The 20,813-nt window shown below is 68.7% G+C and carries 19 protein-coding genes and 2 tRNA genes; 10 read left to right on the top strand and 11 right to left on the bottom strand.

What is annotated here, in order from left to right; all coding sequences use genetic code 11:
- Window positions 1-14: 14 nt before the first annotated feature.
- A complete protein-coding gene (gene icmF / locus ACWEVR_RS25140; RefSeq protein ID WP_452468965.1) occupies window positions 15-3,230 on the bottom strand; it encodes a fused isobutyryl-CoA mutase/GTPase IcmF in 3,216 nt (1,071 codons plus the stop codon).
- 115 nt (window positions 3,231-3,345) lie between these two features.
- Here icmF and ACWEVR_RS25135 point away from each other — a divergent pair, with 115 nt between their 5' ends.
- A complete protein-coding gene (locus tag ACWEVR_RS25135) occupies window positions 3,346-4,305 on the top strand; it encodes a DUF2157 domain-containing protein (protein ID WP_452468964.1) in 960 nt (319 codons plus the stop codon).
- 1 nt (window position 4,306) lies between these two features.
- Here the strand turns inward: ACWEVR_RS25135 and ACWEVR_RS25130 are convergent, their stop codons facing one another.
- On the bottom strand, window positions 4,307-4,675 hold the full coding sequence (locus ACWEVR_RS25130) for a MerR family transcriptional regulator (RefSeq protein ID WP_452468963.1): 369 nt from the start codon (window positions 4,673-4,675) through the stop codon (window positions 4,307-4,309).
- Window positions 4,676-4,733: 58 nt separating this feature from the next.
- Here ACWEVR_RS25130 and ACWEVR_RS25125 point away from each other — a divergent pair, with 58 nt between their 5' ends.
- Window positions 4,734-5,504, top strand: a complete 771-nt coding sequence (locus ACWEVR_RS25125; RefSeq protein ID WP_452468962.1) for an SDR family NAD(P)-dependent oxidoreductase — start codon at window positions 4,734-4,736, stop codon at window positions 5,502-5,504.
- On the opposite strand, the gene ACWEVR_RS25120 is transcribed toward ACWEVR_RS25125, so the two are convergent.
- Window positions 5,501-6,298, bottom strand: coding sequence for an NAD(P)H-dependent oxidoreductase (locus ACWEVR_RS25120; RefSeq protein WP_452468961.1), 798 nt, complete (start codon window positions 6,296-6,298; stop codon window positions 5,501-5,503). The two genes, ACWEVR_RS25125 and ACWEVR_RS25120, sit on opposite strands and share 4 nt — an antisense overlap.
- A gap of 101 nt (window positions 6,299-6,399) precedes the next feature.
- On the opposite strand from ACWEVR_RS25120, the gene ACWEVR_RS25115 reads away from it, so the two are divergent.
- Complete coding sequence (locus ACWEVR_RS25115) at window positions 6,400-7,365, top strand: GlxA family transcriptional regulator (RefSeq protein ID WP_452468960.1); 966 nt, start codon at window positions 6,400-6,402, stop codon at window positions 7,363-7,365.
- Between the two features lies 1 nt (window position 7,366).
- On the opposite strand, the gene ACWEVR_RS25110 is transcribed toward ACWEVR_RS25115, so the two are convergent.
- A complete protein-coding gene (locus ACWEVR_RS25110; RefSeq protein WP_067490492.1) occupies window positions 7,367-7,912 on the bottom strand; it encodes a hypothetical protein in 546 nt (181 codons plus the stop codon).
- A gap of 94 nt (window positions 7,913-8,006) precedes the next feature.
- Between ACWEVR_RS25110 and ACWEVR_RS25105 the strand changes: the two genes are divergently transcribed.
- Window positions 8,007-9,077, top strand: a complete 1,071-nt coding sequence (locus ACWEVR_RS25105; protein ID WP_452468959.1) for an enoyl-CoA hydratase/isomerase family protein — start codon at window positions 8,007-8,009, stop codon at window positions 9,075-9,077.
- Between the two features lie 36 nt (window positions 9,078-9,113).
- Complete coding sequence (locus tag ACWEVR_RS25100) at window positions 9,114-9,908, top strand: enoyl-CoA hydratase (protein ID WP_452468958.1); 795 nt, start codon at window positions 9,114-9,116, stop codon at window positions 9,906-9,908.
- Here ACWEVR_RS25100 and ACWEVR_RS25095 read toward each other — a convergent pair whose 3' ends face one another.
- From ACWEVR_RS25095 to ACWEVR_RS25065, 7 genes are all read right to left on the bottom strand, one after another.
- Window positions 9,909-10,946 carry a hypothetical protein gene (locus ACWEVR_RS25095; RefSeq protein WP_452468957.1) on the bottom strand — a complete coding sequence of 346 codons (1,038 nt, stop codon included), beginning with the start codon at window positions 10,944-10,946 and terminating at the stop codon, window positions 9,909-9,911. It abuts the gene before it with no gap.
- A 68-nt stretch (window positions 10,947-11,014) separates the two neighbouring features.
- Window positions 11,015-11,554: a MarR family winged helix-turn-helix transcriptional regulator gene (locus ACWEVR_RS25090; protein ID WP_067490658.1), complete on the bottom strand. Its 540-nt coding sequence runs from the start codon at window positions 11,552-11,554 to the stop codon at window positions 11,015-11,017.
- 40 nt (window positions 11,555-11,594) lie between these two features.
- Window positions 11,595-11,666 (bottom strand) — tRNA-Cys (locus ACWEVR_RS25085).
- A gap of 65 nt (window positions 11,667-11,731) precedes the next feature.
- Window positions 11,732-12,367: an Rv0361 family membrane protein gene (locus ACWEVR_RS25080; protein WP_452468956.1), complete on the bottom strand. Its 636-nt coding sequence runs from the start codon at window positions 12,365-12,367 to the stop codon at window positions 11,732-11,734.
- A 122-nt stretch (window positions 12,368-12,489) separates the two neighbouring features.
- Window positions 12,490-12,562 (bottom strand) — tRNA-Arg (locus tag ACWEVR_RS25075).
- A gap of 114 nt (window positions 12,563-12,676) precedes the next feature.
- Entirely contained in the window at window positions 12,677-13,357 is a 681-nt protein-coding gene (locus ACWEVR_RS25070; protein ID WP_452468955.1) for a DUF305 domain-containing protein, read from the bottom strand.
- The gene (locus ACWEVR_RS25065; RefSeq protein ID WP_452468954.1) at window positions 13,357-14,235 is read right to left on the bottom strand and encodes a DUF3105 domain-containing protein; all 879 of its coding nucleotides are present in this window, start codon (window positions 14,233-14,235) and stop codon (window positions 13,357-13,359) included. The genes ACWEVR_RS25070 and ACWEVR_RS25065 overlap by 1 nt, the downstream gene beginning before the upstream one ends.
- Window positions 14,236-14,324: 89 nt before the next feature.
- Between ACWEVR_RS25065 and argS the strand changes: the two genes are divergently transcribed.
- From argS to thrB, 5 genes are read left to right on the top strand one after another with little or no spacing between them, the layout of a single operon-like run.
- A complete protein-coding gene (argS, locus tag ACWEVR_RS25060) occupies window positions 14,325-15,986 on the top strand; it encodes an arginine--tRNA ligase (protein WP_452468953.1) in 1,662 nt (553 codons plus the stop codon).
- A gap of 31 nt (window positions 15,987-16,017) precedes the next feature.
- Complete coding sequence (gene lysA, locus ACWEVR_RS25055) at window positions 16,018-17,439, top strand: diaminopimelate decarboxylase (protein ID WP_067490473.1); 1,422 nt, start codon at window positions 16,018-16,020, stop codon at window positions 17,437-17,439.
- Window positions 17,436-18,770 (top strand): homoserine dehydrogenase, encoded by a 1,335-nt coding sequence (locus ACWEVR_RS25050; protein WP_067641542.1) that lies wholly within the window; start codon window positions 17,436-17,438, stop codon window positions 18,768-18,770. Before lysA ends, ACWEVR_RS25050 begins: the two co-directional genes overlap by 4 nt.
- Window positions 18,767-19,861 carry a threonine synthase gene (gene thrC / locus ACWEVR_RS25045; RefSeq protein WP_452468952.1) on the top strand — a complete coding sequence of 365 codons (1,095 nt, stop codon included), beginning with the start codon at window positions 18,767-18,769 and terminating at the stop codon, window positions 19,859-19,861. Before ACWEVR_RS25050 ends, thrC begins: the two co-directional genes overlap by 4 nt.
- Window positions 19,862-19,886: 25 nt before the next feature.
- A complete protein-coding gene (gene thrB / locus ACWEVR_RS25040; RefSeq protein WP_452469029.1) occupies window positions 19,887-20,810 on the top strand; it encodes a homoserine kinase in 924 nt (307 codons plus the stop codon).
- The last annotated feature ends 3 nt before the right edge of the window (window positions 20,811-20,813 follow it).

The following is a 20,813-nucleotide window of genomic DNA, read 5'->3' as shown; positions in this document are numbered from 1 at the left end:
CGCATTCGGTCGCCTCAGACGGTCCGCCGATACTGTCCGCCGACAGTGAAAAAGGTATCGGTGACCTGCTGCAAAGTGCATACCCGTGCCGCGTCCATCAGTACCTCGAAAATATTGCCGTCGGTGTGGGCGACCTCGGCCAGTCGGGCGAGCGCGCGATGCGATTCCTCGGCGTGCTCGGCGCGGAACTGTTGCACCCGCTCGAGCTGGGACCGTTTCTCGTCCTCGGTGGCCCGGGCCAATTCCACCGTCGGCGCCGCGGCCTCGCTTTCGGGACCGCGGAAGGTGTTCACCCCGATGATCGGCAGCGTTCCGTCGTGTTTGCGCTGCTCGTAGCGCATCGACTCGTCCTGGATGCGGCCGCGCTGGTAACCGGTCTCCATGGCACCGAGCACGCCGCCGCGTTCACTGATCCGCTCGAATTCCAGCAGTACCGCCTCTTCGACCAGGTCGGTGAGCTCGTCGATGATGAAACTGCCCTGCAGCGGATTCTCGTTCACCGCCAGGCCCCATTCCTTGGCGATGATGAGCTGAATCGCCAGCGCCCGGCGCACCGATTCCTCGGTGGGAGTGGTGACGGCTTCGTCGAAAGCGTTGGTGTGCAGGCTGTTGCAATTGTCGTAGACCGCGATCAGCGCCTGCAGAGTGGTGCGGATGTCGTTGAACTGCATTTCCTGGGCGTGCAACGAACGGCCGGAGGTCTGGATGTGGTACTTCAGTTTCTGGGCGCGTTCACCCGCGCCGTACCGGTCGCGCATGGCGACGGCCCAGATGCGCCGTGCCACCCTTCCGATGACCGAATACTCCGGGTCCATCCCGTTGGAGAAGAAGAACGACAGGTTCGGCGCGAATTCATCGATCGCCAGTCCGCGCGCCAAATACGTTTCCACGTAGGTGAATCCGTTGGCCAGGGTGAAGGCGAGCTGGCTGATCGGATTGGCACCGGCCTCGGCGATGTGATAGCCGGAGATGGACACCGAATAGAAATTGCGCACATTGTTGCGGACGAACCACTCCTGCACATCGGCCATCATCCGCAGACTGAACTCGGTGGAGAACAGGCAGGTGTTCTGCCCTTGGTCCTCCTTGAGGATGTCGGCCTGTACGGTGCCGCGCACGGTGGACAGCGTGCGCGCCTTGATCTCGGTGGCCTCCTGCTCTGTCGGTTCCCGGCCTTCGGATTCGGTGAAGCGTCGCACCGCCTGGTCGATCGCCGCATTGAGGAAGAACGCCAGAATCGTCGGGGCCGGGCCGTTGATGGTCATCGACACCGACGTCGTTGGTTCACACAGGTCGAAACCGTCGAACAGGGTGCGCATGTCGTCGATCGTCGCCACCGAGACACCCGAGGTGCCGACCTTGCCGTAGATATCGGGCCGTTGCGCCGGTTCGTGGCCGTAGAGGGTCACCGAGTCGAAGGCCGTCGAGAGGCGAGTGGCCTCGGTGTGGGCGCTGAGTGCTTTGAAGCGCCGGTTCGTGCGCGCCGGATCGCCCTCGCCCGCGAACATGCGGGTGGGGTCCTCGTTGTCGCGCTTGAACGGGAAAACGCCCGCGGTGAAGGGGAATCGGCCCGGCAGGTTCTCCTCGCGCAGGAACCGCAACAGTTCGCCCGCGTCGGTGTAGCGGGGCAGCGCTACTCGGGGAACGCTTGTGCCGGAGAGCGATTCGCGTCGCAACGGGGTGCGGATCTCACGGTCGCGTACCCGCACCACCTGCTCCTCGCCCCGATAGCTCTCGGCCAGCGCGGGCCATTCGTCCAGCAGGGCCGCCGAGGCGGGCGACAGATCACCGGTGGCCGCCGCCAGCAGGTCGCCGACGGCAGTGTCGTCGGGCAGTTCCTCATATACCGCACGCAACCGCTGAACACGTTGTGCCGCAGTCACTTCCCGTGCGGTGTCCTGGTGGTAGGCGCGCACGGTCTCGGCGATCTCGGCCAGGTAGCGCACCCGTGACGGCGGGATGAGCTGGGCGAACCTGGTCGACACCTTCGTCTCCACGCGGGGCAGCGCACCCGGCTCCACCGTGAGGCCGTGCTCGGTCAGCCGGGTGAGCAGATGCTGGTAGAGCGCGGTGACACCGTCGTCGTCGAAAGTCGCCGCGCTGGTGCCGAACACCGGCATATCGGCGGGGTCGGAACCGAATTCCGCACGGTTGCGGATCAATTGGCGCGCCACATCGCGCACCGCGTCGGCCGCGCCGCGGCGCTCGTACTTGTTCACCGCGACCACATCGGCGTAGTCGAGCATGTCGATCTTCTCGAGCTGGGAGGCGGCACCGAACTCCGGCGTCATCACATACAGCGCCACATCCACGTGGTCGACGATGCCTGCGTCACCCTGGCCGATGCCCGGCGTCTCGAGGATCACCAGGTCGAAGCCCGCTGCCCGGCACGCGGCGATCATGGTGTCGATGTCGTCGGGCAGTTCGTGATTGCCGCGCGTGGCCAGCGAACGGAAGTACACGTGTTCGCCGTCGAGTGCGTTCATGCGGATGCGGTCACCGAGCAGGGCGCCACCGGCGCGGCGCCGGGTCGGGTCGACGGCGAGCACCGCGACACGCAGCTTGTCCTGCTGGTCGGTGCGCAACCGGCGCACCAATTCGTCGGTGAGCGAGGACTTTCCGGAGCCACCGGTGCCGGTGATGCCGAGGACCGGCACTTCGCGCGCAGCCGCCGCGGCGAGGATCGCGGCGCGATCGGTTTCGGGCAGTGCGCCCTGCTGGAGGCAAGTGATGGTGCGGGCCAAGGCGATTCGATCGCCGGTGTAGAGGGCGTCGAGATCGGGGGCGACGGTGGCTCGGTCCACATCGCACAGCCGGATGAGCTCGTTGATCATGCCGGGCAGACCGAGGCGCTGGCCGTCCTCGGGGGAGAAGATGCGCACGCCGCAGCGGGCGAGGCGTTCGATCTCCTCGGGGACGATCACACCGCCACCACCACCGAAGATGCGCACGTCGCCCGCCCCGGCCTCGCGCAGCGCCTCGGCCAGGTACTCGAAGAACTCGATGTGCCCGCCCTGATACGAGCTCACCGCGACACCCTGCACGTCCTCCTCGACCACCGCGTCGACGATCTCGCGCACCGACCGGTTGTGTCCGAGATGGATCACTTCCGCGCCTTGGGCCTGCAGGATGCGCCGCATGATGTTGATCGCCGCGTCGTGCCCGTCGAACAGGGCGGCCGAAGTCACGAACCGCACCGGATGGACAGGAACGTGCAATGAGGTGCTCATGACTTCCTCCGCCATTTTGTAGAACGCCCGATACTAGGACATCAAACTAATCCTACTGTGAACGGCGTCACGGCGAAAGGGGCCGGTTGGGGCACTCGGCCGACATACTCGACGGATGGTTCGCGAACACGGGGTGGGCGTGGCGTTGGAGCGGCTGGTCGCGGGCGGGGTCATCAGTGGTGACCAGCGCGACGCGGTGCTGCGAGCTGTGGAGGAACAGGAGCGAGCGGGTCGCGCGCCGACCGGGCGGGTGCTCGCCGAGATCGTCGCCTACCTCGGTGCCGGGCTCGTCGCGGCGGGTCTCGGGCTCTTCCTCGACCGCGCGTGGGCCGATGTCGCCGACACCGGGCGAGTGGTGTTGCTCGCCGTCGTCACCGGATGTTCGCTCGGTGGCGCCGTGGTGCTGGCAGGTGGACGGCCCGGTTTGTTCCGCCGTGTGCCCATCGCCACGGCCGTACGAACCAGGCTGGCGTCGGCGCTGCTGGTGCTGGCGGCCATGGCGACCAGCGGCACGGTGGCGATCGCGTTCGGTGAGCGCGGTGGCGATGCCGAGATCGCGGCGCTGTGCGCGGGGTTGCTGGTGGCGACGCTCGGCTACCTGATGGTGCCGAGCCTGCTCGGGATGATCGCGATCGCCGGTTTCGGCGTGGCCACGATCGTCGAGCTCACCGACGGGACGCACCGCTGGCTGTGGCAGGGCATCGCGCTCATGGTCTTCGGGGCCGTCTGGTTCGGGCTCGCGTGGGCGCGGCTGCTCGTCCTCGACTGGGCCGGATTCCTGCTCGGTGGACTGATCGCGACAACAGGCGCGCAATCGGTGACCCTCGGCGAATCTCTTTGGCGTCCCATGCTCACCGGCTTCGTCGGCGTGATCTTTCTCGTCGCCTACCTGCTCCGGCGCGAACCGGTCCTCGTCCTCGGCGGTTCCGCGTGCATCGCGATCGGCGTCGGTCAGGTGGTCGCCGACAACACGTCGGGCGGCCCCGCCGTCGCCAGCGCCGTCCTGGCCGTCGGCGCGATCGTCCTGACCGGCGGCCTGATCGCCACCGTCGTCGGGCCGAAACGTCCCCGCTGATTTAACCGGCAAGCTGCTCGTGCGGCGCCTCTGCCAGGATCGATTCCAGGATTTCGGTCGCCGCCTCGCGTTCGGCGATGTCGCGCCGCATCCGGTCCAGTTCGGTACGCAGGTCGTAGGCCATCTTCGGGCAGGTCGGCGCGAGATAGGTGCCTGCTTCGGTCATGCAGGGCAGCACCTCGACGATCACCCTGGTGGGCAATCCCGCGGACAGCAGAATGCGGATGCGCCGCACCGCCTCGACGGCGGATTCGTCGAATTCCCGGTAGCCGCTGGGCTGTCGACGTGGGCGCAGCAAACCCTGTTCCTCGTAGTAGCGCAACGCGCGGGTGCTCAGTCCTGTTCTGTGTGCCAGCTCGCCGATCCGCATGTGATGCCCGCCTCACTGCCTTGACCTTCACGTCAACGTAAAACTTTACCGTCGTGGCATGACCGAAACAGCAGCTCCGAAAACATTGGCGGGCAAGACGGCCGTCGTCACCGGTGGCACTCATGGCATGGGCCTGGCTATCGTCGAGGCGCTCGTTGCGCGGGGCGCCGACGTCGTGCTCACCGGCCGCAGCGAGACCGGTATCGAGAAGGCACGGGCGACACTGGATTCCGACGCAGCACATATCGTTCGATCCGATGCGACAGATCCCGACGACATCGATGAACTCGGCCGGATCGTCGAGGAACGCCTTGGCGGCATCGATTACCTCTTCGTCAACCACGGCATCGCGGAATTCAAAACCCTCCCGGAAGTGACTGTGGCGCACTGGGATCGCGTCTTCGACGTGAATACCAAGGGCGCGTTCTTCACCACCCAGGGGTTGGCGCCCCTGATCCGCGACCACGGTGCCATCGTGTACACGACGGTGTCCAACGACCGGATCTTCCCCGGGCTCAGCGCGTATTCGGCGGCCAAGGAAGCAGTGCGTGCGTTCTCGAAAGTGCTTGCCGCCGAGTTGCTTCCGCGTGGTATCCGGGTCAATGCGGTGGCTCCGGGATTCATCCTCACGCCGAGCATGGGTGTCGCCGAGCTGACCGAGGAGCAGCGCGCCGAGTTCATCCGCGACGGCGAGGCGACGACGCCGATGGCGCGTCCGGGCACGGTCGAGGAGGTGGCTGCCGCGGCGCTGTACCTGGCGGTGGACGCCACCTTCACCACGGGCACCGAACTCGTCGTCGACGGCGGCTTCGCCCAGGGGCTCGGCTAGGAAGCCGCTGCGGGCCACCGGGATTCGCCGTCGAGGCGGTGGATCCCGAGGCCGGACCCGCCCGGGTGCTCGGCTGGGCGCAGGTTCCAGTCGGCGTCGTAGTCGCCGCTGTCCTGGTGGCGGTAGGGGATGGGCGGCGTCGTCGGCAGGGCTAGCAGCCGGGCGCACAGGTCGGCGGTGATGGCGGCGAAGCGTTCGTGGTTCACCCGGTTGGTGCCGGGCACGATCACCGGCTCGATCACCTCCATGCCGGTGTAGAAGAAAGTGCCGTGGAGCAGGGGGAAGAGGACTTCCGTGAGGTCGCCGTGGATGCCGCGCGGTCCCAGCCCGGCATGGGCGCCGACCGAAACCACCGCCGTGGCGCGCTTGCCGGCCAGGCCGCCGTCACCGTAGCGGCGGGTGCGACCGGACTCGGGATCACGCACCCCGTACGCGTAACCCTGCACCAGCACGCGGTCCAGCCAACCCTTCATGATCGCGGGCATCCCGTACCACCACAGCGGGAAATGCAGCACCACGGTGTCGGCCCAGGCCAGCTTCGCGTGCTCGGCGCGGATGTCAGCGGCCAGCCGCCCGGTGCGCAGGGCCGCTTCGGATTCGTCGGCCACGTCCAGCCGCTCGGCGCCGTCATGCGCGAAGTCCTCGGCCGTCACCACGGGGTTCCAGTTCATGGCGTAGAGATCGGATTCGATCACCTCGTGCCCGGCCTCACGCAGCGCGGCGATTCCGGCGGTGTGCAGCTGGGCGGTCAGCGATCGCGGTTCCGGATGGGCGAACACCCACAGCACTCGCATCGGTCACGGTCCTTTCGGTAGCTCGTTCGTCCTTCTCAGGCTGCCGAGTCCGGCCCACGCACACCAGTGGCCGGAAGGCCGATATATGAAAGAATCGGGCCATGGCTGTCCACCGGGTCGCGGTTCTTGCTCGCACCGGGGTCATGCCGATGGAGCTGGGCATCGTGCACCAGATCTTCGGCTCGGCCCGCTCCGCCGACGGCGCACGCCTCTACGAGGTGCTGACCTGTGCGATCGAGCCGGGCCTCGTGCGCACGGACGCCGATTTCGCGGTCGCCGTCGAGCACGGCAGCGCGACGCTCGCCACTGCCGACACCATCGTCGTCCCCGCCTCGCACGAACTCGATGAGATGAGCGACCCCGCGCAGGACCGGATCGCCGAGCAGCTGCGCCTGGCCCGCGCGGCGGGGCGCCGGATCGCGTCGATCTGCACGGGCGCCTTCGTGCTCGCCCGCGCGGGCCTGCTCGACGGGCGCCGCGCGACGACCCACTGGCTGTCCGCCGACCGGTTCAGCGCGGCCTTCCCGGCAGTGCGTGTCGACGCCGCCGTGCTGTTCACCGAGGACGACGGCATCTTCACCGCGGCGGGCGAAGCGGCGGGCATCGACCTGTGCCTGCATCTGATCCGCACCGACCACGGTGCGGCCGTCGCCGGTGACGTCGCCAGGCGCACGGTTGTGCCGCCCTATCGTGAAGGCGGGCAGGCGCAGTTCATCGACCTACCGCTCCCGGCCGAGGACGAGTCGACGACCAGCCGCGCCCGGGCATGGGCACTGAACCACTTGGATCGACCGCTCACCCTGCGCGTCCTCGCCGAGCGCGCAGCCATGAGTCCGCGGACTTTCACCCGCAGGTTCCGGCGCGAGACCGGGATGTCGCCGGGCGCCTGGCTCACCGCACAGCGGCTGATCAGGGCGAGGCAGTTGCTCGAACAGACCACACTCACCGTCGACCAGATCGCCGAGCGGGCCGGGTTCGGCACCGGCGCCTCCCTGCGTCAGCACTTCGCGCGAGCGCTGGGCACCAGCCCCTCGGCCTACCGGGCCACCTTCCACGGTGGCGGGTAGATCAGCGGATGAGGGTGGTCTGCTGGGCGCGGATGGTGCGGAAGAAGCGCGGGCCCACATCGGGGCCGTAGTGGTTGTAGGCGTCGATGATCTCGGCCAGCTCGTCGGCGAGGGCGCGCAGGTCGCGGGTGGCGACGATGCGGTCGAACTCGTCGGATTCCCAACCCCACTGCGGCGGGATGTCGTCGATCGTGACGACGATCTGGTCGGCGAAGGGAGTGGTCACCGCGACCGTGAGTTCGGCAGGCGCCGCGGCCAGTGGGCTGTGCACGATCACCTCACCGGGCGCACCGGGGGCGAAGGTGCGCGCGAAGGAGATGTCCTCGCGCACCGACTCCACGATGGCGGCCGTGGTCGCGTGCCTGCCCGGCCGGTGGTGCCGCTCACCATAGACCCGGTCGGAGGGTCGAGAAGCGTTGCCGCCACCGGTTTTTCGCAACAGCCGGTCGAGCATGCGCTGGGCGGTCGCGCGTTCGCCCGCACCGGTGTTCGCATGGTCGATCAGCGCGCGCAGCCGGGATATCCGTGCGAAGTTGTCGGTGCCCATGCGCCGATTCTGCCCCACGCACCGCCGTGGAATGGGTCACAACTCGCACCTCGCGGCTGCGGGTACTCGGACATCCGACTTTATGGTGACGGACATGGGTGAAGCCGAAGTGTTGTTCGAGGTCCGCGACCGGCTCGGTCTGATCACGCTGAACCGGCCGAGGGCCATCAACGCGCTCAACCACGCGATGAGCCTGGCCGTCACCGACGCCCTGCGTGCCTGGGCGACCGACCCGGCCGTCGACACCGTCGCAATCGTCGGTGCGGGCGAACGTGGCCTGTGCGCGGGCGGCGATATCGTCGCCATCCATCGCGACGCCAAGGCGATCAACGACGGCGGCCCCGGCGCGCCCGCCCCGCTCGACACCGCGGCGGCCGCGTTCTGGCGTGACGAATACCTGCTCAACGAGCTGATCGACAGCTACCCCAAGCCGTATGTGGCGATCATGGACGGCATCGTGATGGGCGGTGGCGTCGGCGTCTCGGCCCACGGCAGCCATCGCATCGTCACCGAACGCTCGCAGATCGGCATGCCGGAAGCGGGCATCGGTTTCGTGCCCGATGTCGGCGGCACCTACCTGCTCTCGCACACGCCCGGCGAGCTGGGCACCCACGTCGCCCTCACCACCGCGCGCATGGGCGCGGGTGACGCGATCGTCGCCGGTTTCGCCGACACCTTCGTGCCCTCGGCCGACCTGCCCGCGCTGCTCGACGCCCTGCGCACCACTCCCGCCGACGAGGCCATCACCCGATTCGCCACGCCCGCACCCGAATCCGAGCTGGCCGCCCACGCCGACTGGATCGATCGCTGCTACCGCGCCGACACGGTCGAGGAGATCATCGCGGCCCTGCGCGCGGCCGACCTCCCCGAGGCGACCAAGGCCGCCGAGGACATCCTCGCCAAGTCGCCGGTGGCGGTGAAGGCGACGCTGCGCGCCCTGCGCAACGCCCGCCCGCTCAGCCTGGCCGCCGCTCTCAATGTCGAATTCCGGATCACCGTGGCAGCGCTGAGCACCCACGACCTGGCCGAGGGCATCCGCGCGCAGGTGATCGACAAGGACCGCACGCCACGCTGGTCGCCCGCGACCCTCGCCGAGGTCACCGACGCGCAGGTCGAGGCCTACTTCGCCCCGCTCGGCGAGCGCGAACTCGGTTTGCCCGTGTAGTCCGGTGGTGGCGCCGCTCGGTATCGTCTGCAGACCATGAGCGAGTTCGAGACGATTCTGTTGGAACGCAAGGGCGGCAGCGACGGCAAGGGCGGGGTCGGCTGGATCACGCTGAACCGTCCCAAGGCCCTCAACGCCCTCAACGCGCAGGTGCTCGCGGACATCACCGCCGCGCTCGACGAACTCGAGCGCGACGATTCGATCGGCGCCGTCGTCCTCACCGGTTCGGAGAAGGCGTTCGCCGCCGGTGCCGACATCAAGGAGATGGCGACCAAGTCCTACATGGACATGTTCCTGGCCGACACCTTCGCAGGCTGGGACCGCCTGGCGAACTTCCGCAAGCCGACCATCGCCGCCGTCGCCGGTTACGCGCTCGGCGGTGGCTGTGAGGTGGCGATGATGTGCGACATCCTGATCGCGGCCGACACCGCCAAGTTCGGTCAACCCGAGATCAAGCTCGGTGTCATCCCCGGGATGGGCGGTTCGCAGCGGCTCACCCGCGCGGTCGGCAAGGCCAAGGCGATGGACCTCATCCTCACCGGCCGCAATATGGGCGTCGAGGAGGCCGAGCGGGCCGGTGTCGTATCGCGCATCGTGCCCGCCGACCAGCTGCTCGATACCGCGCTCGAGGCGGCCCAGGCCATCGCGAGCATGTCGCTGCCCGCGGCCATGCTCGCCAAGGCCGCGGTCAACCGGTCCTTCGAGACCAGCCTGGCCGAGGGCCTGCTGTTCGAGCGCCGGGCGTTCCACTCGCTGTTCGCGACCGACGATCAGAAGGAAGGCATGGCCGCCTTCACCGAGAAGCGGGCGCCGAACTTCACCAACAGCTAGTTATTTCGCGGGGAGCGAGCCGTCGATGAACTGGGCGGGCGTCGGCGGGTTCTTCTCGTCCGCCCGGTCGTCGGTGCCGAGCAGCCCGGCGACCGCGCCGCCCAGGGTCGCGGTCACCGCGACGGCGGCGAGGAATTTGCGCCGACCGGGCCCGGACGGTGCGACCGGGTCGGCCGTCGCGCCCGCCCGCAATCGTGGCATGCGCAGGCGCGAGGGTTTCCGTGCGGCCAGCAGCACCGCGCCGCGTGCCGAAACATATTCCGGCTCAGGGTCGTACACGATCGGCAGATCCACCAGCTGACCCACGGCGTGCCGCAGCGCCGGGTTGCGGACGCATCCACCGAGCAGGACGAGCGCACCGGGCCGTACACCGGTGTCCTCGATCATCTTCCGCACGAACGATGCCGAATGATGCAGTCCCGCTTCGCACAAGGCGGCCAGATCGCTGCGGGTCACCACGGCGCGTTCGCCGGTGTCGGCGTCGGTTGCGGTGACAACCCTTGCGCGGCTGAGCATTTCGCGATGTGTGCGGGTGGTGCGGCGGTCGGTCGCGACGCCGCCTCGCGCCAGTTGCCAGCGCAGCAGCGCGTCGTAGCCGTCGCCGCTGAGGACGGTGCTGCGCTGACTGGCGAGGATGGTGTCGGTGCGGCAGTCGGCGTGGGTGACGGTGAGGCCGGAACTGCCGAGGTCGTAGAGCATCACCGAATCGGTGTCGGGCAGCAGGCCGGTGAAACGCAGGTAGCGCAGCTGGGCGAGCGGTTCGTCGACGATGGTCACCGAGGGGCCCGCCGCCGCGCGGATGGCGTCGCCGTGCAGGTCGCTGCGGCAGGTGACGACGGTGGCGGTGACGCACTCGTCGCGGGCGATGGCCGCCACCCGCATCCGGCGGATCGCCGCGAGTACCGATTCCTCCACCGAGGCGCCCGCGCGGCGCGGGATGCGCACCCGATCGAGCGGCGGTAGATGCGGTTGGTCGGTGTGGTTGAGCACGGCACGGGCACCACCCGCACCTGCCGACACCCCGAGGACCAGCACCATGCGCTACATGGTGGACCTTTTCGCGCTACCTGCCAAGCGAGTCGGCCCGCGATTCGCGGCTCTGTCCCTCAGGTCGCGTGGAATGCGAGGTTTGCCGTGTCGTCGAAATCCCCGGCGGCATGGCGGAACCGGGCGAGCAGCTCGAGCAGTTGTTTGCTCTCGCCCGGCGCCAGGCCCGGCTCGGCGAAAACTTGCGCGTTCAACGCCTCGGTCGCCTCGGCGACGGATTTCCTTCCGGCGGAGGTGATTTCGATGAGGGTGGCGCGGCGGTCGCTCGGATGCGGCACGCGCTCGACAAGTCCGGCCGCTTCCAGCCGATCGACCGTATTGGTGACGCTGGTGGGATGCACCTGCAGGCGGGCGCTGGCTTTGGCCATCGGCAGTGCGCCCGTGCGGCTGAAACTGAGCAGCTGCAGCAGTTCGTAGCGGGAGAAGGTGAGGCCCGAGGGTTTGAGGGCCTCGTCGACGCGGGCCATCACGATCTGCTGTGCCCGGACCAGGGAGGTGACGAGGGCCATGCCGTCGGCGACCGATCCCCAGCCGTGCTCGATCCATTGCCGGTGTGCCTCGGCGATCGGGTCTCGGGGTAGCGGTCCGGTTCGTGACATGTTTTCGATCATGTCACGAACCGGGCCGCGTTCCGTATAGAGCGAGCGGCGGGAATCGAACCCACGTGAACGGCTTTGCAGACCGTCGCCTAAACCTCTCAGCCACGCCCGCCTCGCCAATGATGATGCCGGTGCGCGGCGGGTGTGCCCAGGGTTGCGATCACGGTGATCGCAATGTCAGTGCTTGTTGGCCGGGGCCGAGCAGATCTTCCAGGTGCCGTCTTCTTTGGTGAGGTGTTCCTCGGTGCTGTCCTCGGTGTCGGGCTCCTCGCCTTCGACGGAGAGGGTCAGCTGACCGACAACGGTGGCTTCCGCGTCGTCACCGGTGACGACGATGTCGCGCACGTCGTCGATGCGCACCGACACCGTCGCGGTGTCGAACTGTCTGCGCTGCTCCGGGGTGAGGTTCTCGATCTCGGCGCGGTCGGCCGCGCACGCGAGTTCGGACGCCGCGATGAACCCGTCGGAGTCGAGGGTGTCGTAGAAGTCGCGAATGGCCACCTCGATCTTCTTGTCGTCCGAGGCCAGCGGCGTGCGTCCCTGCACGGTGAGCACCACCACCGCCGCCAAAACCCCCAGCACGACCAGTGCCAGCACGCCCAGCCCGATGAACAAACCCGTGCGCTTCTTCTTCGGTGGCGGTCCCGCCTGCGCCCCGAACCCACCGGGCGGCGGACCACCCGCCCCTGGATAACCCGCCTGTGGCTGTCCGCCCTGCGGCTGCCCGGCTTGCGGTTGCCCGGCTTGCGGTTGCCCCTGCTGAGATTGCCCCGGATAGGGCTGTTCCCCGAAGCCGTCTGATGGATCAGTCATGCCCGCTCCTGCTGTCACCGGGGACAGGCCCCGAAACCTGTGGAACCGTGCGTACAACCAGATGAACAACTGCGACGAACGAACAAGGCCCCGACCGAACGGACGGGGCCTTGAACGCGATGTGCCCTCGGCAGGATTCGAACCTGCGGCCTTCTGCTCCGGAGGCAGACGCTCTATCCCCTGAGCTACGAGGGCGGGATAGATGCCGGTCGCCGGTGGGGCGATCGGGCAGCGACAGCGTATCGCATCGGGTGCGGTGCGCCAAAAACGGTGCCGGACCGGGGGGTTGATCCCGGTCCGGCACCGGGGTCAACCGAGGGGGAGGGGGGTGGCGCCTCGAGTGGTGAGCATGGTGGTCATCAGGGTCGATTCGCCGGATTGGGTTTTCGACATGGTGGCCGCGAGGGAGCGGACCGCGGTGGTCGAGGCCTGTTCGGCGGCATAGTCGAGCATGGGGACACCGCCCTGGTGGTGGCGCAGCATCAGCTGCAGGAACATCGTGTCCAGGGCCGGGCCGGTGGCCTGGCGCAGGGCCGTCATCTCCTCCTGGCTCGCCATGCCGGGCATCGCGGACACGGGGCCGTGGTGTGCGGTCGTCGGGCTCGCGCCGTGACCGTGTCCGCCGGTGTCGCTCATCCAGCCCATGAAACCCTCGACGCTCTGGCTCGGTGCGTCCCACAGCTGCAACCAGCCCTGCATGCGGCCGATCTGGTTCGACTGGGTGGTCATGATGTCGTAGGCCAGGCGGCGCACGTCGTTGTCGGTGGAACCGATCAACGCGATTCCGGCCATGTCGACGGCCTGGGCGTGGTGCACCGACATGTCCTGGTTGAAACCGATGTCGACCGGCCCGGGCGCGGCCGATTCGGCCTTCTCCAGCGGCATCCGCAGCAGCACACCCGCTACGGCACCGAGCAGGAGCAGGCCGATCGCACCGAGCACGAGCACCGCACCGGCAGGGCGCCTGCCGGTGGGCTCGGTCTCGCTCATCACTGACCGGCCGGCGCGCCCGGCATCGGGATGCCCGGCAGACCGGGGACACCCGAACCGAGTCCGCCGAGTTCGCTCGCGTCCTGGTTGGCGCCGGTGCCGTCCATCGGGATGGCGTCGGGGCCGTAGGGCGAGGAGTCGAACGGCGGCGGGTTGTTGGCGTCGAAGATCGGGTTCGAGCAGCTGGCGCCGACCTCGGGGTGCGCGTACGGGTTGGTGCGCAGCGCGGAGATGAACTGCTTGATGCGCGCGTCCTCGGCCGAGTCCAGCTTCAGCTGGTGGCCCCACGACTGCAGCGCGATGGGGGTGTCGAGGGCCGGGTACGGCGACATCATCGTGTACGGCCGGTCCTTGACGAAGTTCGACAGCTTCTCCACCCCGGCCGCGTCGACCTTGTCGGGGTTGTAGGTGATCCACACCGCACCGTGCTCGAGCGAATGCACCGCGTTCTCCATGCGGATCGGCTTGGCGTACACCGTGCCGGTGCAGTTGGCCCAGGCCACGTCGTGCGGGCCACCGTAGGCGGGCGACTTGTCGTAGGCGACGCGCTGCGTCTCGCTGACGTGCAGTGCCGCCGGGTACTCCTGCTTCACGACGCCCTCGATCTTGGCCGCCGGGTCCTGGTTCTGCTCGCTCGGCGCCCACTCGGACAGGTCGGTCTGCGCTTCGCGGATGGCGGCCTGGTCCATGTACTTGGGCACGATGCTGTAGGCCAGCAGGCCGATCAGCGCGACGATGACCACGCCGCCGCCGAGCAGGCCCCAGGGCACTTCACGCTTCTTGTGCGGGAGTTTGCCCTTGCCCGGCTTGCGGGACGGAGACGACTTCCCCGCGGCCCGGACGGCCTTGGCTGATGTTGCGCTTGTCCTGCTCGGCATCGCTCGGTTAGCTCTTTCGACGTATGGATCGGTGCGTTCGTGGCGGGCGGTCGTGGTTGCGAGGCGCCCAGCCAATAGGATAGAGACTCGTGACTCCAGCTGACCTTGCAGATCTCCTTCGCACCACCGCGGCGAAGGTGCTTGTCGAACGTGGACTGGACTCGTCGGTCCTGCCCGAGCAGGTCACAGTGGAGCGTCCGCGCAACCCCGAACACGGCGACTATGCCACGAATGTGGCGATGCAGGTGGCCAAGCGGGTGGGAACGAATCCCCGTGAGTTGGCCGGCTGGCTGGCCGAGGCGTTGTCGGCCACCGAGGGCATCGATGTGGCCGAGGTCGCAGGTCCCGGCTTCCTGAACATCCGCCTTGCCGCGTCGGCACAGGGCGCGATCGTCACCCAGATCCTGACCGCGGCCGACAAGTACGGCACCGGCTCGGCGCTGACCGGCACCAAGATCAACCTCGAATTCGTCTCCGCCAACCCGACCGGTCCCGTCCACCTCGGTGGCACCCGCTGGGCCGCGGTCGGTGACGCGCTCGGCCGCATCCTGGCCGCCGAGGGCGCCGACGTGACCCGCGAGTACTACTTCAACGACAACGGCGCCCAGATCGACCGGTTCGCGAAATCGCTGGTCGCGGCCGCGCTCGGCGAGCCGACCCCCGAGGACGGCTACGCGGGCGAGTACATCCAGGAGATCGCCGCGAGCATCGTCGCCGCGCATCCCGATGCGCTCACCCTGCCCGCCGACCAGCGTCACGAGCTGTTCCGGCGCGAGGGCGTGCAGCAGATGTTCGCCCAGATCAAGCAGGACCTGCACGATTTCGGCACCGATTTCGACGTGTACTTCAACGAGAGCGAACTGTTCGCCTCCGGCGCCGTCGACCGGGCTGTGCAGCAGCTCAAGGACTCGGGCAACCTGTACGAGAAGGACGGCGCCTGGTGGATCGCCTCCACCGAATTCGGCGACGACAAGGACCGGGTGGTCCTCAAGAGCGACGGCACCTCCGCCTACATCGCCGGCGACATCGCCTACTTCCAGAACAAGCGCTCGCGCGGCTTCGACCTGGCCATCTACATGCTCGGCGCCGACCACCACGGCTACATCGGCCGGTTGAAGGCCGCCGCGGCCGCCTTCGGCGACGATCCCGACACCGTCGAGGTGCTGATCGGGCAGATGGTGAACCTGGTCCGCGACGGCCAGGCCGTGAAGATGAGCAAGCGGGCGGGCACCGTGGTGACGCTCAACGACCTGGTCGAGCAGATCGGTGTCGACGCGGCCCGCTACTCGCTGGTGCGGTCCTCGGTGAACTCGAGCATCGACATCGACCTCGATCTGTGGACCAAGGCCAGCAGCGAGAACCCGGTGTACTACGTGCAGTACGCGCACTCGCGCACCAACAGCATCATCGGCAATGCCGCCAAGTACCCCGAATTCGCCACTGTGACACCGGATTTCGCGCTGATGACGTCCGGTCGCGAAGGTGACCTGATCCGGACCCTCGGTGATTTCCCGCGCGTGGTCGCCACCGCCGCCGAGACCCGCGAACCGCACCGGATCGCCCGCTACCTCGAAGAACTGGCCGGGGTGTACCACCCGTTCCAGTCCGACGACGACATGCGCGTGCTGCCCAAGGGCGACGACGCCGTCAGCCCGCGGGGCGCCGCCCGCCTCGAACTGGTGAAGGCGACCCGTCAGGTGCTGGCCAACGGCCTGGCCCTGCTAGGCGTGAGCGCACCGGAGCGCATGTGAGCTCCGCAGACTTTTTCAGGAAGGACGCTCGATGAGTGCACACCCCGCCGGGCCTCGGCACGCCGAGATCCCGCACGCCCCGACGCTCGGCGAGCGGCCGACCGATCCGCGCGAGATGATCGACCTGCCCGAACACGTGTGGCCCCGCAATGCCTCGCGTGGTGACGACGGCGTGGTCCGGTTGGCGGGCATCCCCGTCACCGAATTGGCCGCTCAGTACGGCACCCCGCTGTTCGTGATCGACGAAGACGACTTCCGCTCGCGCTGCCGCGACATGGTCGCCGCGTTCGGCACCGCCGCGCGCGTGCACTACGCGTCGAAGGCGTTCCTGTGCGGTGAGATCGCCCGCTGGATCCGCGACGAGGGCCTTTCCCTCGATGTGTGCTCCGGTGGCGAGCTGGCCATCGCGCTCAACGCGGGCTTCCCCGCGGAGCGAATCGCGTTGCACGGCAACAACAAGTCCGTCCCCGAGCTGGAAGCCGCCGTCGCGGCGGGCGTCGGCCACGTGGTCGTGGACTCGCTCTACGAGATCGAACGCCTGGAAGCCGTCGCCGGTGCGGCGGGCGTGGTGCAGGACGTGCTGGTCCGCGTGACCGTCGGCGTCGAAGCGCACACCCACGAGTACATCTCCACCGCCCACGAGGACCAGAAGTTCGGTTTCTCGATCGCCGGCGGCGACGCGATGGAAGCCCTGGCGCGCGTCTTCGAGGCCGACAACCTGCGCCTGGTCGGCCTGCACAGCCACATCGGCTCGCAGATCTTCGAGCTCGACGGCTTCGAGATCGCGGCCCGCCGCATGCTCGGCCTGCTGCGCGAGGCGATCGACAAGTTCGGTGTGGAACGCACCGCCCAGATCTCCACCCTCGACCTGGGCGGCGGCCTCGGCATCGCCTACCTGCCCAGCGACAACCCGCCCGAGCTCGACGAGTTCGCCGCCAAGCTGCGCGACCTGGTCGCCGCCGAGGCCACCCGCGCCGGGCTGCCCGAGCCGATCATCGCGGTCGAGCCGGGGCGCGCCATCGCCGGACCGGGCACCGTCACCCTCTACGAGGTCGGCACCATCAAGGACGTCGAGCTCGACGGTGGCGCGCGGCGCCGGTACGTGAGCGTCGACGGCGGGATGAGCGACAATATCCGCCCCGCGCTCTACCAGGCCGATTACGATTGCCGTCTGGTCTCGCGGAGCTCCGACGCGCACGCCGTGGTCGCGCGCGTGGTCGGAAAGCATTGCGAGAGCGGCGATATCGTCATCCGCGACACGTGGATGCCCGCCGACGCCGGACCGGGCGACCTGGTCGCGGTCGCGGCGACGGGGGCGTACTGCTATTCGATGTCGAGTCGCTACAACCTGCTCACCCGGCCCGCCGTGGTCGCGGTGCGCGAGGGGGAGTCGCGACTGATTCTGCGCCGGGAAACGGTGGCGGACCTGCTCAGCCTGGAGGTAGAAGGATGAACGGCACCAACGACGCGGGGCGCCCGCTCGGCGTAGCCGTGCTCGGCATGGGCACCGTCGGCACCGAGGTGGTGCGCGTACTGCGCGACCACGCCGACGACCTGCGCTCGCGCGTCGGTGCGCCGCTGGTGCTGCGCGGTGTCGCCGTGCGCGACCTGTCCAAGGACCGCGGGCTGCCCGCCGAGCTGCTCACCACCGACGCCGAGGCGCTGCTTGCCCGCGACGACGTGGACCTGGTGGTCGAGGTCATGGGCGGTATCGACCCGGCCCGCAAGCTCATCGGCGACGCCCTCGCCGCCGGCAAGTCCGTGGTCACCGCCAACAAGGCGCTGCTGGCCGACTACACCGGCGAACTGGCCGCCGCCGCCGAGAGCAGCCGCGCCGACCTGTACTTCGAGGCCGCGGTCGCCGGTGCGATCCCGGTGGTGCGTCCGCTGATCCAGTCGCTCTCGGGTGACCGGGTGAACAAGGTCGTCGGCATCGTGAACGGCACGACCAACTTCATCCTCTCCGCGATGGACGAGACCGGCGCCGCCTACGACGACGTGCTCGCCGAGGCCACCGACCTGGGCTACGCCGAGGCCGACCCCACCGCCGACGTGGAGGGCTACGACGCCGCCGCCAAGGCCGCGATCCTGGCTTCGCTGGCGTTCCACACCCGCGTCACCGCCGCCGATGTGTACCGCGAGGGCATCTCCAAGATCACCGCCGAAGACCTCGAGACCGCCTCGGCCGTCGGCTGCACGGTGAAGCTGCTCGCCATCTGCGAGCGCGTCCCCGGCGAGCCGAGCGCGGCCGAAGGCGGCAAGGACCGCGTCTCCGTGCGCGTGTACCCGGCGCTCATCCCACGCAAGCACCCGCTCGCCTCGGTCAACGGCGCGTTCAACGCCGTGGTCGTGGAGGCCGACAACGCCGGTCGCCTGATGTTCTACGGGCAGGGCGCCGGCGGCGCACCGACCGCCTCGGCGGTGCTGGGCGACCTGGTGATGGCGGCCCGCAACAAGTTCTACGGTGGTCGCGCACCCGGCGAATCGGTTTATGCTGAGCTGCCGATCGCGCCGATCGGTGACACCCCCACCCGCTACCACGTGAACCTGCAGGTGGAGGACCGTCCCGGCGTGCTCGCCGCAGTCGCCGACACCTTCGCCCAGCACGGGGTGAGCATCTCCACCGTGCGTCAGCAGGGTCACGGCGACGGCGCCCGGCTCGTGGTCGTCACCCACCATGCGGTGGAGTCGTCGCTGGCCGATACTGTCGCGGTACTGGCGGAAATGGATTCCGTCACCGCTGTGACCAGCGTTCTCAGACTGGAAGGCACCGAAGAATCATGAACTCCACTGGCATCGCCCCGCAGAGTGGCGTGCACTCGCGCTGGCCCGGCCTGATCGCGGCCTACCGCGATCGTTTGGCCGGTGCCGCCGACTGGGAGCCGGTGACCCTGTTCGAGGGCGGTACTCCGCTGGTCCCCGCCACGCACCTGTCCGAACTCACCGGGTGCGAGGTGTACCTGAAGGTCGAGGGCGCCAACCCCACCGGTTCGTTCAAGGACCGCGGCATGACCATGGCCATGACCGACGCCAAGTACCGCGGTCAGAAGGCCGTGCTGTGCGCGTCGACCGGCAACACTTCCGCCTCGGCCGCCGCCTACGCCACCCGCGCGGGCATGGAATGCGCCGTGCTGATCCCGCAGGGCAAGATCGCGATGGGCAAGCTGGCCCAGGCCGTGATGCTCGGTGCCAAGATCATCCAGGTCGAGGGCAACTTCGACGACTGCCTCGAGCTGGCCCGCAAGGTGACCGCCGAATTCCCGCAGGTCGGACTGGTGAACTCGGTGAACCCCGCCCGCATCGAGGGGCAGAAGACCGCCTCCTTCGAAATCTGCGATGTGCTCGGCAAGGCACCCGACGTGCACGTGCTGCCTGTCGGCAACGCGGGCAACATCACCGCCTACTGGCGCGGGTACCGCGAATACCACGCCGACGGCATCACCTCGGTGCTGCCGCGCATGCTCGGCGTGCAGGCCGCCGGTGCCGCGCCGCTGGTCAACGGTGCTCCGGTGAAGGACCCCGAGACCGTCGCCACCGCGATCCGCATCGGCGCACCCGCCTCGTGGAACGGTGCGATGGAGGCCAAGGAGCAGTCCGGTGGTGCCTTCCGTGCCGCCACCGACGAGGAGATTCTGGCCGCCTACCGCCTGGTCGCCGCGACCGAGGGCGTGTTCGTCGAGCCCGCGTCGGCCGCGAGCGTCGCCGGTCTGCTCGCCGCGCGCAAGGAGGGCTGGCTGGATTCGGGCCTGACCGTCGTGTGCACCGTCACCGGCAACGGCCTCAAGGACCCCGACAACGCGCTGGCCGGAATGCCCGAGGTCAAGCCGATCGCGGTGGATCCGGTCGCCATCGCCCGCGAACTCGAGCTGGCCTGAGTTGACCGCGCGTGAGCCGACGCTGATGACAGCGACCCTGCCCGCCGGTCTCGAGGTGACCGTGCGCGTTCCGGCCTCCACCGCCAATCTCGGACCCGGATTCGATTGTCTCGGAATGGCATTGGGCATCTACGACGAAATCGTCGTGCGCACCACCGAATCCGGCCTCGCGATCCGGGTCGAGGGTGAGGGCGCCGACGACGTGCCGTGGGGCCCTACCCATCTGGTCGTCCGCGCCATCGAACGCGGCCTGGAATCGCTCGGCGTCTGGGCCGACGGTCTCGATGTCGTGTGCCGCAACGTGATTCCGCATTCACGTGGTCTCGGTTCCAGCGCGTCGGCCGTGGTCGGTGGCCTGGCCGCCGGTGCCGGACTCGCCGCGAAGTTCGATCCGGCGCTTCGCCTCGACGGTGACCGGCTGGTTCAGCTGGCCTCGGAGTTCGAGGGCCATCCCGACAACGCCGCCGCCAGCGTGCTCGGCGGTGTCGTCGTCTCGTGGACCGAGACCGACGCCGAGGCCCGCGCCTACCGGGCTGTGCGCCTGGATCCCGCGCGGGCGCTGCGACCGGTGGTGCTGATTCCGCAGGAGCGTTCGTCCACGGCACACACGCGCGGGCTGCTGCCCGAGCAGGTGCCCCACGGCGACGCGGCGTTCAACGTGAGCCGGGCGGCCCTGGCCGTCGTCGCGCTGACCGAGCGTCCCGACCTGCTGATGCCCGCCACCGCCGACCGGTTGCACCAGACCCAGCGTGCCCCCGCGCTACCGCTCACCACCGCCTGGATCGAGCGGCTACGTGACGCCGGAATCGCCGCGACGGTTTCGGGTGCCGGCCCGACAATCCTCGCGCTTACGACCACGGAATTCCCCGCTGACCTGCGCGAACTGGCCGAGAAAGATGGTTTGCGCGTGGTCGAGCCAGGTATCGCCGACGGGGTGTCGATCGACTGACGG

The organism is Nocardia sp. NPDC003979 (assembly GCF_053605015.1).
The sequence above is the reverse complement of the archived record's forward strand: the minus strand, read 5'-3'. Positions and strand labels throughout refer to the sequence as shown.

Coding starts and splice junctions, on each gene's coding strand:
- ACWEVR_RS25130 (WP_452468963.1), bottom strand. CDS start 4,675: ATGCGGATCGGCGAGCTGGCACACAGAACAGGACTGAGCACCCGCGCG.
- ACWEVR_RS25110 (WP_067490492.1), bottom strand. CDS start 7,912: ATGGGCACCGACAACTTCGCACGGATATCCCGGCTGCGCGCGCTGATC.
- ACWEVR_RS25125 (WP_452468962.1), top strand. CDS start 4,734: ATGACCGAAACAGCAGCTCCGAAAACATTGGCGGGCAAGACGGCCGTC.
- ACWEVR_RS25100 (WP_452468958.1), top strand. CDS start 9,114: ATGAGCGAGTTCGAGACGATTCTGTTGGAACGCAAGGGCGGCAGCGAC.
- ACWEVR_RS25095 (WP_452468957.1), bottom strand. CDS start 10,946: ATGGTGCTGGTCCTCGGGGTGTCGGCAGGTGCGGGTGGTGCCCGTGCC.
- icmF (WP_452468965.1), bottom strand. CDS start 3,230: ATGAGCACCTCATTGCACGTTCCTGTCCATCCGGTGCGGTTCGTGACT.
- ACWEVR_RS25070 (WP_452468955.1), bottom strand. CDS start 13,357: ATGAGCGAGACCGAGCCCACCGGCAGGCGCCCTGCCGGTGCGGTGCTC.
- thrC (WP_452468952.1), top strand. CDS start 18,767: ATGAACTCCACTGGCATCGCCCCGCAGAGTGGCGTGCACTCGCGCTGG.
- ACWEVR_RS25080 (WP_452468956.1), bottom strand. CDS start 12,367: ATGACTGATCCATCAGACGGCTTCGGGGAACAGCCCTATCCGGGGCAA.
- lysA (WP_067490473.1), top strand. CDS start 16,018: ATGAGTGCACACCCCGCCGGGCCTCGGCACGCCGAGATCCCGCACGCC.
- ACWEVR_RS25065 (WP_452468954.1), bottom strand. CDS start 14,235: ATGCCGAGCAGGACAAGCGCAACATCAGCCAAGGCCGTCCGGGCCGCG.
- thrB (WP_452469029.1), top strand. CDS start 19,887: ATGACAGCGACCCTGCCCGCCGGTCTCGAGGTGACCGTGCGCGTTCCG.
- ACWEVR_RS25135 (WP_452468964.1), top strand. CDS start 3,346: ATGGTTCGCGAACACGGGGTGGGCGTGGCGTTGGAGCGGCTGGTCGCG.
- ACWEVR_RS25105 (WP_452468959.1), top strand. CDS start 8,007: ATGGGTGAAGCCGAAGTGTTGTTCGAGGTCCGCGACCGGCTCGGTCTG.
- ACWEVR_RS25115 (WP_452468960.1), top strand. CDS start 6,400: ATGGCTGTCCACCGGGTCGCGGTTCTTGCTCGCACCGGGGTCATGCCG.
- ACWEVR_RS25050 (WP_067641542.1), top strand. CDS start 17,436: ATGAACGGCACCAACGACGCGGGGCGCCCGCTCGGCGTAGCCGTGCTC.
- ACWEVR_RS25120 (WP_452468961.1), bottom strand. CDS start 6,298: ATGCGAGTGCTGTGGGTGTTCGCCCATCCGGAACCGCGATCGCTGACC.
- ACWEVR_RS25090 (WP_067490658.1), bottom strand. CDS start 11,554: ATGTCACGAACCGGACCGCTACCCCGAGACCCGATCGCCGAGGCACAC.